The organism is Chitinophaga sp. YR573, from assembly GCF_900110995.1.
Taxonomy (GTDB): domain Bacteria; phylum Bacteroidota; class Bacteroidia; order Chitinophagales; family Chitinophagaceae; genus Chitinophaga.
On the sequence record NZ_FOJF01000001.1, the window covers coordinates 1,813,853 to 1,831,629 of the forward strand.

At 34.6% G+C, this 17,777-nt stretch carries 11 protein-coding genes; 5 read left to right on the top strand and 6 right to left on the bottom strand.

The window, feature by feature from the left end; translation table 11 throughout:
• Positions 1 to 152 precede the first annotated feature (152 nt).
• Positions 153 to 1,295 (bottom strand): acyltransferase family protein, encoded by a 1,143-nt coding sequence (locus BMW86_RS07580; protein ID WP_089780509.1) that lies wholly within the window; start codon positions 1,293 to 1,295, stop codon positions 153 to 155.
• Between the two features lie 98 nt (positions 1,296 to 1,393).
• A complete protein-coding gene (locus BMW86_RS07585; protein WP_089780511.1) occupies positions 1,394 to 2,032 on the bottom strand; it encodes a hypothetical protein in 639 nt (212 codons plus the stop codon).
• A 365-nt stretch (positions 2,033 to 2,397) separates the two neighbouring features.
• Here BMW86_RS07585 and BMW86_RS07590 point away from each other — a divergent pair, with 365 nt between their 5' ends.
• From BMW86_RS07590 to BMW86_RS07610, 5 genes are all read left to right on the top strand, one after another.
• Positions 2,398 to 3,423 (top strand): helix-turn-helix domain-containing protein, encoded by a 1,026-nt coding sequence (locus BMW86_RS07590; protein WP_089780513.1) that lies wholly within the window; start codon positions 2,398 to 2,400, stop codon positions 3,421 to 3,423.
• Positions 3,424 to 3,864: 441 nt separating this feature from the next.
• A complete protein-coding gene (locus tag BMW86_RS07595; RefSeq protein ID WP_089780515.1) occupies positions 3,865 to 4,701 on the top strand; it encodes a glycosyltransferase family 2 protein in 837 nt (278 codons plus the stop codon).
• A gap of 1 nt (position 4,702) precedes the next feature.
• Entirely contained in the window at positions 4,703 to 6,214 is a 1,512-nt protein-coding gene (locus BMW86_RS07600; RefSeq protein WP_089780517.1) for a hypothetical protein, read from the top strand.
• A gap of 48 nt (positions 6,215 to 6,262) precedes the next feature.
• Positions 6,263 to 8,962, top strand: coding sequence for a class III lanthionine synthetase LanKC N-terminal domain-containing protein (locus BMW86_RS07605; protein WP_089780519.1), 2,700 nt, complete (start codon positions 6,263 to 6,265; stop codon positions 8,960 to 8,962).
• A gap of 181 nt (positions 8,963 to 9,143) precedes the next feature.
• Positions 9,144 to 9,413, top strand: a complete 270-nt coding sequence (locus BMW86_RS07610) for a hypothetical protein (RefSeq protein ID WP_089780521.1) — start codon at positions 9,144 to 9,146, stop codon at positions 9,411 to 9,413.
• Between the two features lie 581 nt (positions 9,414 to 9,994).
• Here the strand turns inward: BMW86_RS07610 and BMW86_RS07615 are convergent.
• The 4 genes from BMW86_RS07615 to BMW86_RS07630 form a co-directional block, all read right to left on the bottom strand.
• Complete coding sequence (locus tag BMW86_RS07615) at positions 9,995 to 11,527, bottom strand: S8 family serine peptidase (RefSeq protein ID WP_089780523.1); 1,533 nt, start codon at positions 11,525 to 11,527, stop codon at positions 9,995 to 9,997.
• A gap of 36 nt (positions 11,528 to 11,563) precedes the next feature.
• Positions 11,564 to 12,775, bottom strand: coding sequence for a redoxin domain-containing protein (locus BMW86_RS07620; protein WP_089780525.1), 1,212 nt, complete (start codon positions 12,773 to 12,775; stop codon positions 11,564 to 11,566).
• An 86-nt stretch (positions 12,776 to 12,861) separates the two neighbouring features.
• Positions 12,862 to 14,352 carry a RagB/SusD family nutrient uptake outer membrane protein gene (locus tag BMW86_RS07625; RefSeq protein WP_089780527.1) on the bottom strand — a complete coding sequence of 497 codons (1,491 nt, stop codon included), beginning with the start codon at positions 14,350 to 14,352 and terminating at the stop codon, positions 12,862 to 12,864.
• Positions 14,353 to 14,365: 13 nt separating this feature from the next.
• The gene (locus BMW86_RS07630; RefSeq protein ID WP_089780529.1) at positions 14,366 to 17,713 is read right to left on the bottom strand and encodes a SusC/RagA family TonB-linked outer membrane protein; all 3,348 of its coding nucleotides are present in this window, start codon (positions 17,711 to 17,713) and stop codon (positions 14,366 to 14,368) included.
• Between the last annotated feature and the right edge of the window lie 64 nt (positions 17,714 to 17,777).

A 17,777-nucleotide genomic window follows, 5' to 3' on the forward strand; every position in this document is an offset into this window, starting at 1 on the left:
ACACAATGTTACTTATTCAACCTACGGGTTAATAGGTTGCTAACTTTTCCAATACGTGAGACCTGCTAATTATAAAATATTATGTTTTCCTTCAATGAAATTAACCAATTTCAGGGAGATCAATGTTTAAGAACGCGACAGGCTTAACAATATTATCTGTCGTTTTCTTTATACAAAATATAATCCCTGATCCGAAGAAATGGTTTCTCTACTATATACCTCAATATTAATGCTCCTGACACTGTTGTAACCATGCAAATAAAAAACATTAAATGACCCTTTTCAGCTATTCCCCATTTACTACATTGCAGTTGAGTCAAATGAATAACACCTTTATGACTCAGATAAATCGAATAAGATAAGATAGCTATACGGGACGATATTCTTGAATTAAGCCTATAAAGAAAACAAGACGGACTGATCGCGGCTGTCACAATCGCCCCATAAGCAATGGCGATTAATGGAAATCCAAAAATCGTAGCGTTGAATGATTCCTGGTCAATACATAAAAAATAAGCGGCTGCTAGTAATAATACCCCTATGATCAAGATAACATTACCATATCTTGTCACTTTTTCTTTTACTGCTGGCCAGAACTGGAATATGCCAGCGATACTTACCCCTACCAGGAGGCTATCCAGCCTATTGTAAGTGGGATAATAGATCGCTCTGTACCATGCTACCCAGGAATCATCTGTTCCCTGAAATGGTACCACAAATTGCGTCCAGCTCATATACCGCAATGCAAATCCTGCTATAAATAATATACCAATCAACCAGGCTGATTTACGACCTGCTTTTAAATAAAGTAATACTGTAATGATCAAAGGCAATAATAAATAGAACTGTTCTTCTATACAAAGCGACCAGGCATGGGAGAAAGTGCCATTTGTTTTGAGGTTTACTCCCAGGTTCTGCGTAAACGTCAGGAACTTCCATAATGGTGGTAATGCTTCCCGTTCTCTGAATACCGGGATACAAAAATAAAGAGCAACTACTGCCAGATAAGCAGGGATAATCCTAAAGAACCTTTTAAGAAAGAATTCTTTTAACGAAATCCCCTTCCCTTGTGCAATCTTACTGAATAGCTGTGCAGAAATCAGATATCCACTAAGGACGAAAAAGAGATCAACGCCTGTCCAGCCAAAAGCGAAAGCCTGATCCATCCACTCCGGATGCTTAAAGAGCCTATAGTGGAATAAGATAACGAATGTGATAGCGAATGTTCTGAGGTGATCTAATCCAAAAAATTTGGTATTCTCCGGCTTCCCGGGCAATGATACAGATTGAGACATATATTGAGGAACGGCGTTTTCCAAACGGAAAGTACACAATTCTCTGTTCAACCATCAGCAAAGCTGGATGAAGCATCTTTAATTTTGATGAGCGGAGTTTATTGCTTTTGAAGGATTAACGCATTATGTTCAAATGTTAAAACCAGGAGTTCCCGCAACTTGAGGTAAAACCACTCTTCCCGGAAGGGGTTCGTAACGGAGGTATGCTTCAGTTCATTCTGCAAAGAATATAATTCATCCCAGGTTGTCCCTTTATTCAAAACAACGGATCCCTCTGATTCATACTTATCCAACCAATATCTTGTCTCAGAGGTTTCTTCCTCTAGTCGCTTAATGATCTCTATTGAATATTCACTTCGTTGCAACTCATGCATACCTGGTTGCAGGTATATTTTATGCTGATCTGTATTCATCAGAAAAACATTATACTCACCTTCATTAAAAGAAATTTTCTCCTGTCCATTCAATTGAAAATCCATATTTCCTGATAACATACAATCTATAATTCCTCGGGTACTGCCAATAGAAGTTAACAATGTTACTGGTTTCTTAACATAGAAAACCATATTTCTGAGCTTACAGCCTTTTAGATAACGTTCATGATACATAATATCTAAAAAGGAAGATGATAATAAACGGGGTTTCGCAAACTCATTAATAGAATTGCAATAATTTAAAGGAATAGCATCGATAAATTTTAATGATTCTTCGGGGTAGTCTGCAAATCTAAATTTCATCGGATAATAATTTAGCGTGATGTAGTCAATAAAGATCTTTTTATTGACTGAATTATTGCAACAGTCATATTAAATTTTACAGTTGTAGCTAACATTATCTCAATGTTAAGTTTTTGTTTATGCAACATTATAGCAGTATGAGAAACTAAATTGGTAGTGTGCTTCTAACCTGTAATAAGTCTCGACAGGCGATGATGAATCAAATAAATGGCCTTGTGCCGCCACCATACAAGACCTGAATTTCTAATCGCAATTTGCTATGGAATGGGATGTCCCTGTCACTAAACCCCAATAAGTATTATTGGGGAATGTCCATTCATTGCATATAACCCAGTGTTAACTCATCATACAGAAACCAGAATAATATGAATAATGAGGAAAGAGCAGCTATTATGAGATTCAACGTAGCGCCTACAAATGAACCAGATAGTACCGTATCTCAACAATTACCTTCACAGTACCAGATACGCACATTAAAAGATGCATACGTTCAATATAAAGAAGGCCCTTTTGGATGTTACTTTACACAAGAGATACAAGACAGCTCATGGGTATTCAGTTGGCAGAGCTTTCTCATGAAAAGACCTATCCGTTTATATGCTATTGCAGATGCTCCAATGGTAGCCATTATATTTATATTAAAGGGGAGCATATCCTTTGATTTTCAAGGCCATGGAAAAATTTCATTACAAAAAAACAGATATGGATTTTATTATGTACCACCCCATTTAAGTAATACTGCCGACTTTATTACTGACGAATGCGACCTTGTCTGTATTTCCTTTTCTACCAGATTTGTTGAAAAATTTGCAGAACAGCACCCAAACTTCAAAGAGCTATATCAACATCAAAAAAACAGTAATGCAAAGGCCAAAGTTATCTCCATATTTGATGCAGGATCAGATGAGAGAAAAATAATTGATGCAATTCGTTATTGTGATCTGGAAGGGCCCGTACATAAATTATTTCTTGAAACCCGGATTAATGATCTTTTACTTAAATATTTTTCGGCACAAAAAGCGGTTGAGAAAAATGATTCTCTGAACACAGATCAGGAAGTAAAACTTAAGGAAATTCAGATATTTATTCAACAGAATATCCATTTGCCTCTTTCTATTCGTTCTTTGAGTAGACAGGCTGGTATGAACTTACGAAGTTTCGAAAGAAATTTTAAAAAGCTATTCAGTCTTGCACCAAGAGAATACATAGAATTTCAACGTATTAATGAAGCAGTTGAACTGTTAAAAAATACGAACATGTCTGTAGGCTCCATAAGTGTTCACGTTGGCTTTGCAGGATCCAACTATTTTTCATTTGTATTTCGTAAACATTATTACTGTTCACCCCGGCAATACCGCCAACAGTGGTTGGAAAACAGCGAAGTAGGATAATATAATATTATTGAAGTGACGAAAAGTTGTAGATTTTAAATTCGAATAATTGCACATTATTTTAAAGTTAATTCTTCACCTTTACAGAGCAGCATGGAAATATCTATTAATACGCTTATGAAAATAGGTCCATCCTGACAACCCTGAAATATTGTAAACCCATAACCAGTGTTTATGCCCAGAAATATAACATGTCTATAATTAGATTTTAGGAAACCACTACGTTAAAATCAGCATTGTAAGGCTTTATTGAATGATCCTTGTAGGAGTATTGCGTTTATAACAGATTTGTTGTAGATACAATCAGGTTGCATTAGTATGCCTCTCGTTATAGCTTTCCGTTTGCATTAAAAACATCTTTATAGGTGATTTGTTTGTACGCCTATTCTGCGCCAATAGCAGGATCAGATATCTATTTTCAAATCCATAATCAATTAGTCCATGGGTAACATTAACGATTATATTATTGATACGACACCTGCTGTCGATCCTATATGGCGGGAAATAGGAAAATTATCCATCATAATTCCCGCGTACAATGAAGAAAAAACCATTGGATCTATTTTAGATAAGATAAAAGATGTTAAGCTGATTAAGAATATTGAGAAGGAGTTAATCATTGTAAATGATTGCTCTAAGGATAATACAGAGCAGAAAGTGATTCAATACATGCATGATAACCCAGATATAAGTATCAAATATATCCGGCAGTCGATAAATCAAGGCAAAGGGGCTGCTATTCATGTTGGTATAATGAGTGCGACGGGTGAATATCTATTGATTCAGGACGCTGACATGGAGTATGATCCATACGAATACAACACCCTTTTAAAGCCTATTATTCACGGCTTTGCGGATGTTGTTTATGGCTCACGCTTTATGGGAGGTAACCCTCACAGGATTCTTTTCTTCTGGCATTCTATAGGCAACAGGGTACTTACATTCCTGTCTAACATGTTCTCCAACTTGAACCTCACAGACATGGAAACAGGCTATAAAGTATTCAGAACAGACATCATTCAAAAGATCAAACTCCAGGAAAAACGATTTGGGTTTGAGCCGGAGGTGACAGCTAAAATAGCAAAAGTAGATGGTGTGAGAATTTATGAAGTAGGTATATCTTATTATGGCAGGACATATAAAGAAGGAAAGAAGATTAAGTGGAAAGATGGCGTGAGAACAGTGTACTGTATCGTGAAGTATGGATTATTTGTAAGAAAAAATAATCCAGTAATAATAGCAACTCATCCAATTGTATCATACGCAAAAGAGGCTTAAGATGAATAACCATATTTCTTTTTTTGATTTTATTCTGAAGGATCGGACCAACAAAAAATATCTTTTCATAGCACTAGCAGGTATGATTGTACAGTTTATTATATTTAAGCTATTATATCCTTATGCAGATTTCTTCTCCGATTCTTATAGTTATATATATGCCGCCTATGCAAATTTAGATGTAAGCATATGGCCAATCGGATATTCCAAGTTTCTAAGGATATTCCACTTCATCACGTACTCAGATACTGCATTGGTTGGATTTCAGTACTTCTTTTTTGAATTGGCATCTTTGTATTTTTTCTTTACAATATTGTATTTCTTTAATCTTGGTAGAGCAAATCAAATTATCACATTCATTTTCCTATTCTTTAATCCCTTAGTTTTATATGTAAGCAATTATATCAATAGTGACCCGTTATTCATAGCACTTAGCTTATGCTGGTTTACGCAGTTAATATGGATTATACAGCGTCCTCATATATCTCAAATATTTATACAGGCGATATTATTGTTCGCTTGCTTTACTGTAAGAAATAATGCTTATTACTATCCTTTTATTACAGCAGTCGCCTTTGTATTATCATCTTATAAGTTATCATTGAAGGTATTCGGCACCTTACTAGGATTAATGTTCATACTACCATTTGTTGTACATACCAGAAATGTTGCATATAAAATGACAGGGACAAAACAATTTTCCTTGTTCACAGGATGGCAGTTGGCTAACAACATATTATATGCATACGAATATTTAGATGCTCCCAGAAATTTTCCATCTACGCAATCTAAGGAATTAGACAATTTAAGTCAGCAATTTTATAGCTCTATTCCTTCCGACTTCAAGGAAGTATATCTTATGAAAAACCCTGGTAATTTTTTTATTCAGTATTCAACGGCTCCATTGAAAGTATACTTTAGCAATCACTATAAAATAACAGACGAATACAGTAGTGTAGTAGCCTGGGGGAAAGCTTCCGTAATATTCACAGAATATGCCAGTTATTTAATTAAGAATAATCCGACGGCTTATTTTCACGAATTTGTTATTCCCAATTCAAAAAACTATTTCATACCTCACCTCGAAAAACTGGAAGTGTATAACTTAGGAATGAATAAGGTATACCCGATTGCCCGGTACTGGTTCCACTACAAAAATGTAGAAATCAGCAGTGTTTCTCCAAATATACAAGGGCGCATTTTATTCATATTCCCTTTTATCTTTCTTATGATAAACCTTTATTTATTAGGCAATGCAATATCATTTCTGATTAAAAATGAATATTCATTTGCTTGTATTAAAAGATACAGTCTCTTCATTCTAATTGGTTGCTTTTGGATTGCCAATTTTATCTTTTGTATATCGACTACAATCATTGTGCTTAGATACGAAGTATTCCCTTTAATCATTGGCTTTTCCTCTACGTTGTTGCTTATTGAACGTATAAATAAAAAGGTCTCAAAGAAAGTAGTGAGCAATCTGCAAATTTCCGGTGAAATAGGAGTTATTTAAATGTGAGAAGAATATAAATCGGTTTAACATCCAAGTTCAATACAAATTATGTTGGAACAGAATATCAATACAAGCATACCCTCAGTTGTTAAGCATCCGAAGAATAACTACCAAAACTTCGATGACTATTCTAAAATATTGGACACTTACGGCCTTCAGTATAACGTAGCCGACTATTATTTACAGGTAGGTGAAATAACACAAGTGCAAGGGTGGATTATTCATATCTCAGTTGTGATTTCACAGGTAAGTGACCTATTACAAGCAATTGTTCCTTTTTTAATAGCAGAAAATATTTCCTTTAAGGCTGCAAAAAATAGAGAAGCCTGCCTGAATTTATTAAATGGTGTATTAGGCATTCGACAGGTAGGAAAGGTTATTAGTATTTATCCTGAAAATAACGTTATCGCTCTTCATATTGCTAGAGAATTAATATTACTTACTAAATCATTTAAAGGACCTCAAATATTAACGGATGTCTATTTAGGGAGTATTATTTATGCCAGATATGGAAGTTTTAATCCAATCATGCAGAATGACGATGAGGGAAAAAGAAATAAGTTTATCTATGATGCCAGTGGACATTTAATAAAAGATCCTTATTCAATTCCTTTTGTACTTCCACAAGGAATAACATGGCCATTTACTTCATTAACCAATCCTATAGTACCAATTCCGAAAAAGGTATTCGCTCATTTCTATAAACCGCTCTCAGTTCTTAAAGATGATGTAAGAGGTAATGTATATAGTGGAATTTATGTAAAAGGCCTTTTTAGAACGGCTCCTTGTGTAATTAAAGAAGGAAAAAAGCATATGGTATCAGACGATATTGGGCGGGATATTAGGGATCGGCTATTATGGCAACAATATCTTCAAAATGAATTGGCAGAGGATATTCCTATGCCCAAGATAATTGACTCCTTCGAAGAAGATGACAATACTTATTTAGTGATGGAATTTATCAAAGGGACATCACTTGAAGATCGGCTCAAACAATTTACATTTAATCGCATAAGTTGGAAGTACTTAACAAATGAAGAACATATTATCTTAATAAGCTATCTTTTACAAATTATATCAATTATTGAAAAATTACATTATAAAGGATATATACACCGCGATATACAACCTGCTAATTTTATAATTGACGATAATGGACAATTTTTCCTGATTGATATGGAACTTACTTATTCTCTGAAAGAAGGTGTTCCCAATCCTCCTTTTCCATTAGGTACACCCGGATATATGTCACCCGAGCAACAAAAAGAATATTTACCTACTGTCAAAGAAGATATTTACGGCTTGGGGGCACTCATGCTTTGTATTCTCACCGGTTTATCTCCAGCGAAATTTGATACTCAAGATATAATAATCCTTGAAGAACATATCAACTTTTTCGTTGGAGATAGAACAATCTCTGATTTAGTCAGTGCTTGTTTTAATCATGCTCCCGAAGAGAGACCAACCTTAGGATTCATAAAATCAGTCATTGAACAATGTCAGATAAATCTATCAACTAAAAAAGACGGTACGGACACATTACAAGTTCAAGTACTAAGTACACATACTTTGGAGGAAACGATCCTAAATTCTATTAAAGGTTTGATCATATCTCCTACAGTTATAAGTGAAGGTATGTGGTGTTCTAAATTATCAACGACAGAAAATGCAGGATCTTCGTCCCAAAGAGAATATACAAAAGTTATTGGTTTAAGAGAAGGAATTGGCGGGGTTCTCTATTTATTGGCAAAAGCCAAAAGACTAGGATTCGATATTGATTCATGTATAGATAGTTATTATAAAGGGTGGCATTATATTGAAGAGAATTCTTTGGGGATATTAGCTAGTATAAGCCCTGGATTACACGATGGAGCAGCTGGAGTAGCCATAGCCTTACAGGAAGCGATTCAATCTGATCTCTTAGAAGATAACGATTTAAACAGATATAGAATACAGTCCTACCTGCAAATACCCAACAATAACTTAAATATAGCTGATGGGATTGCCGGCCAAGGCATAGCAGCCCTAATATGCAAAACATATCTTGATACCAATGTCATTAGACAATTGCTTGAATCATATCTAACAGTGTTATTAAATTCACAGCAAAAAGATGGTTCATGGATATTAAATAATTCAAGTAAAAAAAGCGCTTCCACATTAATTGGATTTTCATATGGTGTTTCAGGTATCGCGTTTTTCTTACTTCAGTATATATCAGTTTATCCGAATGAAGTGGTTAAAAATGCAGCAATTAGGGCACTAAATTGGTTGATTAAAAAGACTAATGGTCTTAACGATTTGTTCAATCGAAAAAAATATAAAAAAATAATTGGAGAAAAATATAAAACAGGTAGTGAATGGACAGGAGTTATTCTAACTTTTATAAGAGCTTATGAAATAATACAAGACGTTCAATATAAAAAAATTTCAGAAGCCGCACTTAGTAACTTCCATGCATATATGATAAATAATAATCTAACACAAGATGTAGGAATCGCAGGAATCGGAGAGCTATATTTAGAAGCATGGTATGTCTTTAAAAATGAAGAATGGAAGCAAAGGGCAGACTGGCTTACAAATTTGTTAATACATACCAGAATGATAGAAAACAAAAACGCTTGCTATTGGCAATTACAAGAACACAATCGCCCTACTGCTGACTTATTAGTAGGTACATCTGGAATTATTCATTTCTTATTAAAAAATTGGGCTCCATATCGGTTGGGGCACTGTATACTGTCTTAACGCTTTTAAAATAACTCTGCTTTAGTTGCAAATAAAGTAGATGTAATATTCATACTATCATTAGCTAATGAAATCCATTCTGTTTATAACAGAATGACTTTAATTCATTGAAAGATGAACATCACAGGGAAAGTCTACCCCTTAAAAAGTAGACAATTATTAATAATCTAAAAAAAAAATCATGAAAAATTCAAAAATTGCGCTTTTCGCAGGAGCATTAACACTCATTGTTGGTAGTATCTATGCAACAAAACCAGCTAAAAAAGCTGCTGCAACTAAAGCTTATGCTAGATCCCCTTTTAATGCAACACTATTTGCAGGAGTAGCTTCTCCATATCTTACGACAGCAACAGACAGTGGTAAGAAAGCTAAGTTTAGCACAGTAAGTGGATCATCTGTAACTTTGCGTACATCATCTGCTAGTAATGCAAAAACTATATATATAAAATAATATAGTTTCGCCCAACTTGTACACATCTTATATTTGGTACAAGTATAAGATTAATAGGCTGCCTCAGAAGTTATTTATGGGGCAGCCTATTGTTATTTTTCAATATCACCTTCGTCATGTAAAATCTGAAATTAATAGCAAAATTAAATATTAAAGAGAATTTATTATTCTAATTAAAATAATTAATATGAACCCTTCTAGATATCTTATTATTACAAGTGCTATAACACTCACAGTGGGTGCCATTTATGCAACGAAACCTACTAAAAGAGTATCTCCAACTAGAGCATATGCTAGGGCGCCCTTTAACTGTACAATATTTTCTGGAAGTACTTCACTATGTCTTACCACAGTATTAACAGGAACTACTAAGAAAGCTAGAGTTAGTACTGCAGGTGGAACATTTGTTACATTACGCACATCATCCCTCCCTTTAGCTAAAACTATATATTTTAAATTTTAAATAACGTACCTTAATATTTTACTCACGCTCTTATACCTTATTCATATACAAATACTAGAATGCTGTCTCCTCAATTTGGAGACAGCATTCCATAAATTTTTTCAATAGTATTTATATCTCACAAACTATCTTTACTCATAATGCTTGCCAATTGTAATGCATTATAAGCATTTAAGATACCTGATGAACTACATATCGTTGAAAATGGAACTGAAGCGTATTGTCCTCCCCTTTTGACAACAACATTATGTTTAATTTTTACAACTGATTTTAATATAATCTCTTTTATTTGAACTGCTGTCAAAACCGGGTAATATTCCTTGATTAAAGCAGCAACACCTGCAACCAGGGGTGCTGCCATACTAGATCCATTATAGTCATCATATTTATTGCCAGGTATTGTAGAATAAATATGAACACCAGGAGCTAATATGTCCACGCTATTTTCCCCATAATTAGAAAAAGAAGCTAACAACGTAGAATCATCCTTAGGACCAGATGCACCTACTTCTATCCAAGCCTTAGCTATACCAGTACTATCTGCATAAATGGGATTAGGGAAATGCGGAATCTGATCTAAATCCTCTCCGGCATTACCTGCTGCATGGATAATTAACACATCATTTTTCATTGCATATTTCACCGCATCATCGACTTCTTTTTTATTCCAACTATAAGGCTTTCCAAAACTAAGATTTATTATGCTTGCCCCTTTATCGGTTGCAAATCGAATAGCATTTGCAAGATTGTGATCTCTTAATTCTCTAATATTCGAAGTCACTTTTAACATCATAATTTGTACGTTATTAGCAACACCATCTACACCGATACCATTAAATCTTGAAGCCCCAATAATACCTGCCACATGCGTTCCATGAAAGGGTGTAAAATTGGGGGGGGCAACGAGCCCCAATGGATCATATTGTATGTTACCATCCGTTTGTAACATCTCATATTTTCCTGGTAAACTTTTCAAGTTTAAACCGATCAAAAGATGCTCCTGCGCTCTTCTAACTAACAAATCTAACTCCGCATTCTTGAATGTATTAAAATCAGGGTACTGTGGCAATATTCTGATAATTAAACTTATTAGTTGCTTTTCCTCATTGTTCTGCGATTTGTAATTTTGAAAATCAAAAAGCGTAGGATTTTTCTTTCCTATTCTTTCTACTATTAGGTTAAGTATGTTTGATGATGATTCTAACTCAGTCATAAATGAACGCATACCTTCTACATGTGCACGAAATCCTTCTTCCAATTTACGGTGAGTTTGATAATCATTCCGATATATATCAGGAACGATTTCGTATGAAAGGCTATCATAGAAATCTTTCCTTAAACTTGCCAAATTTGTAATATCTTCTCTTCCTCTTTCTTCTGCTAAATAATTTTCACCATGATATCCATTTTCAGGATTACGCCAAAGAACCGATTTCAAATCTTGATGAAGTGTATCAATTCCAGAGTCAATAACCGCCACAATTACCATTTTAGGCTGCTTATTTTTCAATAAAATATCATAGGCTTTTTCAAGACTAATACCTAAAACTGTATCCTTTTGAAGATCAAGATTTTGCCATCCTCTTTTTTGAGCAAAGGAAATTTGTATTATAAATAAGAAGACAATTGATGGTATTACTCTGTTTTTCATAATATTGCAATGAATACTTTCTAAATCTGGAAATGTTTATTTATTTACGACAGCCTTAGGTATATTGGCATCAAATCGTTTCCATAAAAACCATTGCAACTCCCATCCGCTAATATCCCATGCTAAAATCTTACCATTTTCATCAATTATAACATTAGTAGTATTCGGCATCTTAGAATCACCATACTCATGATAAATTTTGGCCACAATTCCATTGGCCCCTTTCAAATCTGATACCTGGCTCCAGGGGATATCATTTCTCAAAATACCAGCTTTCCATTTATTTAAAACAGTATCAGAAGAAACACCTATAATATTTATACCTTTGCTTTTATACTTTTTAAATATCAATAATAATTCCTCCTGATATTTGTCAACCTGATAAGAATTAGATGACCAGAACTGAACTATTGTTAGTTTATTTTCAGTAACAACTTTTTTCAATTCTAACAGTTGCCCTTCAGGAGTAGGCAAAGTGAAACAAGGAAAAGGCTGCCCTATACATAGAGCCACCTTTTCTTTTAATCTTCTTCCACTATATGTATTTTTCTGATAATCGTCAAGACTGTCATATACGTTCTTCCAATACCAAGCTCTATCTGTAGCATCAATCAAGGCTTCTTCAGCAAGAACCGGCACTGCTTTAATATAGTCCGGCTCAATATTTTCAAAGAACGAATGGTACAAATTGCCTTTTAACGTATTTTTCAATGTTAAAACTGGGTCTATTATTGTCGGATTAAAACCAAGAGAATCCTGAATTTTATCTAAATAACGATGAATGGCTCCTCGAGCTTGTCTATATTGAGTTAATATAGGAACTAAACAATTCATTGCATAATTAGAGGGACTACCATCAATTGTCATAAAATGTTGTAAATAACTGTGATGAATTGTTCCAATATCTTTCAAACAGTTTATAAAAATATTCTCTCCATTATCAATAAATAAAATAACGCATTGAGAAGGATGTTTATCAAAATTTATCCAATATGTTCGGGGGCCTTCTGGGACAGAGCCTATAATGGAAAACTCTCCATTTTTAACATATCCCGAATCCCTATTTTCAAATTTAAAATCAGTACCTACAACTAGTTGCATTGTAACCTTTTCATTCTCTTTTAATCCTGTAATTTTACCGTGTAAAGAATATGTTTCTTTCTTTTGAGCGAACAAACTTATTGGAATTATGAAAAATAATATTCCATTTAGAATTTTCCATTGACGACTAAACCTAATTTTCCTCATTTTTATATCGAAATTTTTGAGACCGTTTTCAAAATCAATTATTCGAAATTTTTATACTCTTTAAATAAATACTTTTCTCCATTATACTATTGGTCATATCCAGAATTTTGACTTAAGTTAGGATCAGTTTGAATTTCAGACCATGGTATAGGATATAATTCTGCCCCAGTCTTCCAACCACTTTTAACTATACTCAATGTAGAAGATGCTACTCCTGTTCTCTTCAGATCAAGCCAACGATGTCCCCATTCAGCAAAAAACTCTATTCTTCTTTCTTGTACAATAGCAGCAAATACCTCTGTCTGATTAGAAGTATAAAATAGTTTAGATAATTCCGCCCTTGAACGTATTACATTAACATCATCAATGGCCTTATTTAAATTATTTAAATGTGCATTTGCCTCTGCCCTGATCAGATATTGTTCAGCAATACGTAATAATATATAATATTGGGGGACATCTGCACCACCTTCACCTTGACGAACTGTATACTTAAAAGGATAATAATATTTTTTTCCTAAGAAATCAATACTATCAATCCATATTTTCTTCCGTTGATCATTTACTTCAAAAGCACTCAGTAATTGACTTGTAATATAATAATTAGGGGGAGCAGATATTTCCGGAATTATTTGATTTGCCTCTCTTACCGTATATGGAAATAAGTCACTGTTTACTTCTAATTCCAAAATTGTTTCAACATTGTCTTTCAGAAAAACATCCGCCAGGTTTTTAGTTAGGGAATAATTGTTTAAGTTATCTAAAATGGAAGTGGCTTGCGTAACAGCATCTGCCCAATTGCCCATATACAAATATACTCTTGCAAGTAGTGCTGTTGCTGCCGATTTATTTGCACGAGTTCTTTCCCCTCCCGAAACCGAATAATCATCAGGTAAAAGGTTTTGAGATTCTTTAAGATCTGATACAATATTCTTATATACATCTTCTTTTGATGTACGAGGAAGTTGTACAATTTTAGTCCAATCAGTAGTAGAAATAAGAGGAACATCACCAAATATATTTACTAAATAAAAATTAGTAAATGCACGAAGAAACTTGGCTTCTCCAATTAATTCATCCTTCATATTTTGAGAGATATTATTAGAGATCTGCACACCTTCGATTACCGCATTTGCATAATATATATTTTTATATGCAGGAGACCAAAGCTGTCCATTTAATACAGAATTTTTTGATTGCAAACTATTAGATTGAAATTGAAGCATTTGTGGATCAGTCCCAAAATAATTCAATTCATCAGCAGAGAGTCCTGCACAAATTGTAATTAATCCATTTCCAATACTGAAATTCCCTTGATCATTAGACATGCTACTATATATCTGTATCAATGCAGCTGTAGCATTAGCTTCTGTTTTAAAAGTTTCTGAACTCGTAATTGTATCAACAGGTTCTCCCACCTGCACGAGTTTTTTGCAATTGCTCAAACTAAAACATAAAAAGAGTAAACAAGAAGTTCTAAATATATTGAGAGTATATAAATGGATACAATCCCTATTCTTATATTCACTAAAAAATACCTTAAATGATGCTATATAACTATATATATTATCTATCATGATTGTTGTCTATTTAAAAATTTAGATTAATGCCCCCAACGATATTTCTAGTTGGGGGAAGGCCACCAAAATTTTGAGTTTCCGGATCTACTCCTTTATATTTCGTTATGACAAACAGGTTATTGGCATTCATGTAAATTCGACATCCCTTCATTCCAATTTTCCTGATCCATGAACTAGGTAAACTATAAGATAAAGCAAGGTTAGACAACCGTATATAAGATGCATCTGCATATCCGGCATCAGAACTATATCCGTAATTAGAATAGCTTTCATTTCGATAAGGCACAGTAGTGAAAGCCGCATAGGTGGATATATCTCCGTTATTTTTCCAACGGTTACTGGTTATAACGCTGACAGGTTGATTAAACAAAGTTCCTGGAATATATCCTCCCTGACCTAACGCGTTCTGTCCAATTTGTTTTTTAATGTTAAAAACCAACCCTAGTTGAAATTCTTTATAATTAAAATTCATACTTACCCCACCAAAAAATTTGGGTGTTAGATTAAGTATGTATCTATCATCTTTAACTCCTGCAGAAGTACTTATTGTTCCATCCTTATTTTTATCTTCGAAAGTATAAAGTCCTGTCTTCGGATCTACACCTGTATAGTGAAGACGTTTGATATTATTTAGTGGCTGCCCAATTTCGTAGACACCAGCATGTGGAGATGAAGCTAAATTAGGGTATGCAATAAGTTTATTCTTGTTAAATGAAGTGTTTACGTTTACCGTCCATCTAAAATCTTTTAGATCCATTATATTGGCTCCCGCAGTAAATTCCCATCCCATATTTTCAACCAAAGCCGGCGAATTAGCTGCAACACTAGTAAAACCAGTAAAAGCTGGTGTAGGAAACTGAGTCAATTGATTTCCACAGCGATTCCTATAATAAACAATACTTAAACTATAGCGATCCTTCATGAAGCCCAAATCAATAGCTCCTTCTAACTTCTTGTTTACTTCCCACTGATAATTTGGATTTGCATTCTGAGTAGGAGCAATAGGCAGTATACCATTATAACTCTGAAGGTTAGCAGAAGACCATCTTGTAAGATATTGATAATCCCCAATTGCATCACTGCCTGTTGTACCATAGCTACCTCTAAGTTTACCGAAACTTATAAACGGCAGAGATTTTTCAAACCAACTCTCTTCAGAAAATAACCATGCCGCACCTACAGCCCCGAAATTCCCATATTGTCTACCAGGTCCAAATTTACTTGACCCATCCCTACGACCATTAAAATTAAGTATATACTTATTATTCCAATTATAAGTAATGCGTCCGAACAGAGCAGCGTATTTATATTCTCCATAATTATCAATACTACGTACTCTAGGTGCATTTGTGATAGTTTTTAGCAACTCATCTGTAGTATACCCAGTTCCTTGGACATAAAGTCCTTCTGTACTACTTTGTTGTACGGAACTCCCGAGCAAAACATTTAATTTGCTTTTTCCAACAACTACATCATAGTTTAATTGAGGTTCGATAATCCACCCCTTATTACTATTTTTCCCAAAATAAGCACTCCCAGTTGGATTACTTGATGGATCTTTAGAGGCTATTGGGCTAAGACTTATTTGGTCCACTTGTGCATTATTATACCCTATCCCCGTACTTATACTTAATCCTTTGACAAGTCGATAACTTATATTTATTCCACTATTTAAAAAATTGGTTTTAGAAGTATATGGGCGAAGTAAGACCTCAAAAGGGAAATTGCCAGATATCCTCCAGTCATTGTAATTTAGATTTCCCTTTTTATCAAAAATTGGGGGAGCATTTGGTGGCATCGTAATAATACCTGGTAAATTTATCATATCGGATTGTGCATGACTATATGAACTGGAAAGCGATATACTAAAGCGTTGATCAGTAGAATTATGAGTTAAACTGAATGATAACGATGCCTTTTGATCTGCACCACTAACCGCCAATATATTTGTTGTTCGATTATAACCTCCTCCAATACGGAAAGTGGTATTAGCCTCCCCTCCTGATAGACTACCTTGTACTTCAGTACTTTTACCAGTACCGCCATATAGAACCTTTTGCCAATTAGTGTAGCGTGTAGTATCCCAATTCAATAAATCATATGCATTGTTAGATGCAGGAACAGTTTCTCCATCAATTGCACCATAGCGTTTAATATCATTTGCAAATGCTTCTCTACGTACCTGTATATATTGTTGGGTATTAAGCATATCCCAAAAACGAGTGGCTTTTGTTATTCCATGTTGAATACGCAGATCAAATTGTGTTTTGCCTATCTTTCCCTTTTTAGTCGTTATTAGAATAACACCATTTGCACCGCGAGATCCATAGATAGCCGTAGCATCCGCATCTTTCAACACCGAAATACTTTCAATATCGGCAGGATTAATACTAAACAATGGACTTTGACCTCTTGCAGGACCAGTTAGTCCATTTTGTATGAACCCATTAGAAGTAGGATAAGCTCCTCCACTAAGCTCTAACACAGTAAGAGGCACCCCATCTATGATATATAATGGGTCAGATGAGTAATCACCAATAGAATTTCGTCCTCGAAGTTCTACTTTAACTGGTGCACTTGCATATCCGTTCACTTGACTAACATCTAGTCCTGCAATTTTACCCTGTAATGCAAGTAAAGGATTCATGATGGGTTGTTTCTCAATTTCTTCAGCAGTCACTTTTCCAATATTGCTCGTAGTAAGGCGACGAGTGGTAATACCATATGCCTCCACAACAGCTTCATCCAAGGATCCTATAGCAGGCTTCAATTTTACAGTAATACGCTGTTTACCGTTCATTGAGACCTCAACTTTATCATATCCAATAAAACTAATTACAAGTACAGCATCCTCTTCTACAGCCAATACAAACTCCCCATCTATGCTAGTACTTGTACCTTGCCTAGTACCCTTAATTAAGACTGTCGCTCCTGGTAATGGAGTTCCATTCGCATCTGTAATCTTTCCTGAAATTGAAACCGGAGGTTTACCTAATGCCTTTGAACCAACCGGCTCCTTTACCGGAGCCTCGATAAAAACCCTTATCACATTTCCTTTCTTACTCCACTTCACGGGCTTGTTGTAAAATAATTTATTGAGAACTTCTTCCAACACCATCTCCTTCACATTAATACTCACCTTTTCGTTGTCATCAATTACAGCCAGGTCATACATGATAAGAACATCTGTCTGCTCTTCAATGGAATGAAATACATTTTTCAATGTCTTGTTGATGACGTTGAGTGTAACCTTTTGTTCCTGCCTGGAAGCAAGCACAGGAAATGATAAAAGCAATAGCACAGTAATAGGAATAAAGAGCTTTAGGTAATGAGCTCGTAATAGTAGAATGCATTCCATGTTTAGCAATTAAGTAGTGAATAAACGGAACATGACATAAGGTGTACATTTAAAGCAATGCCGA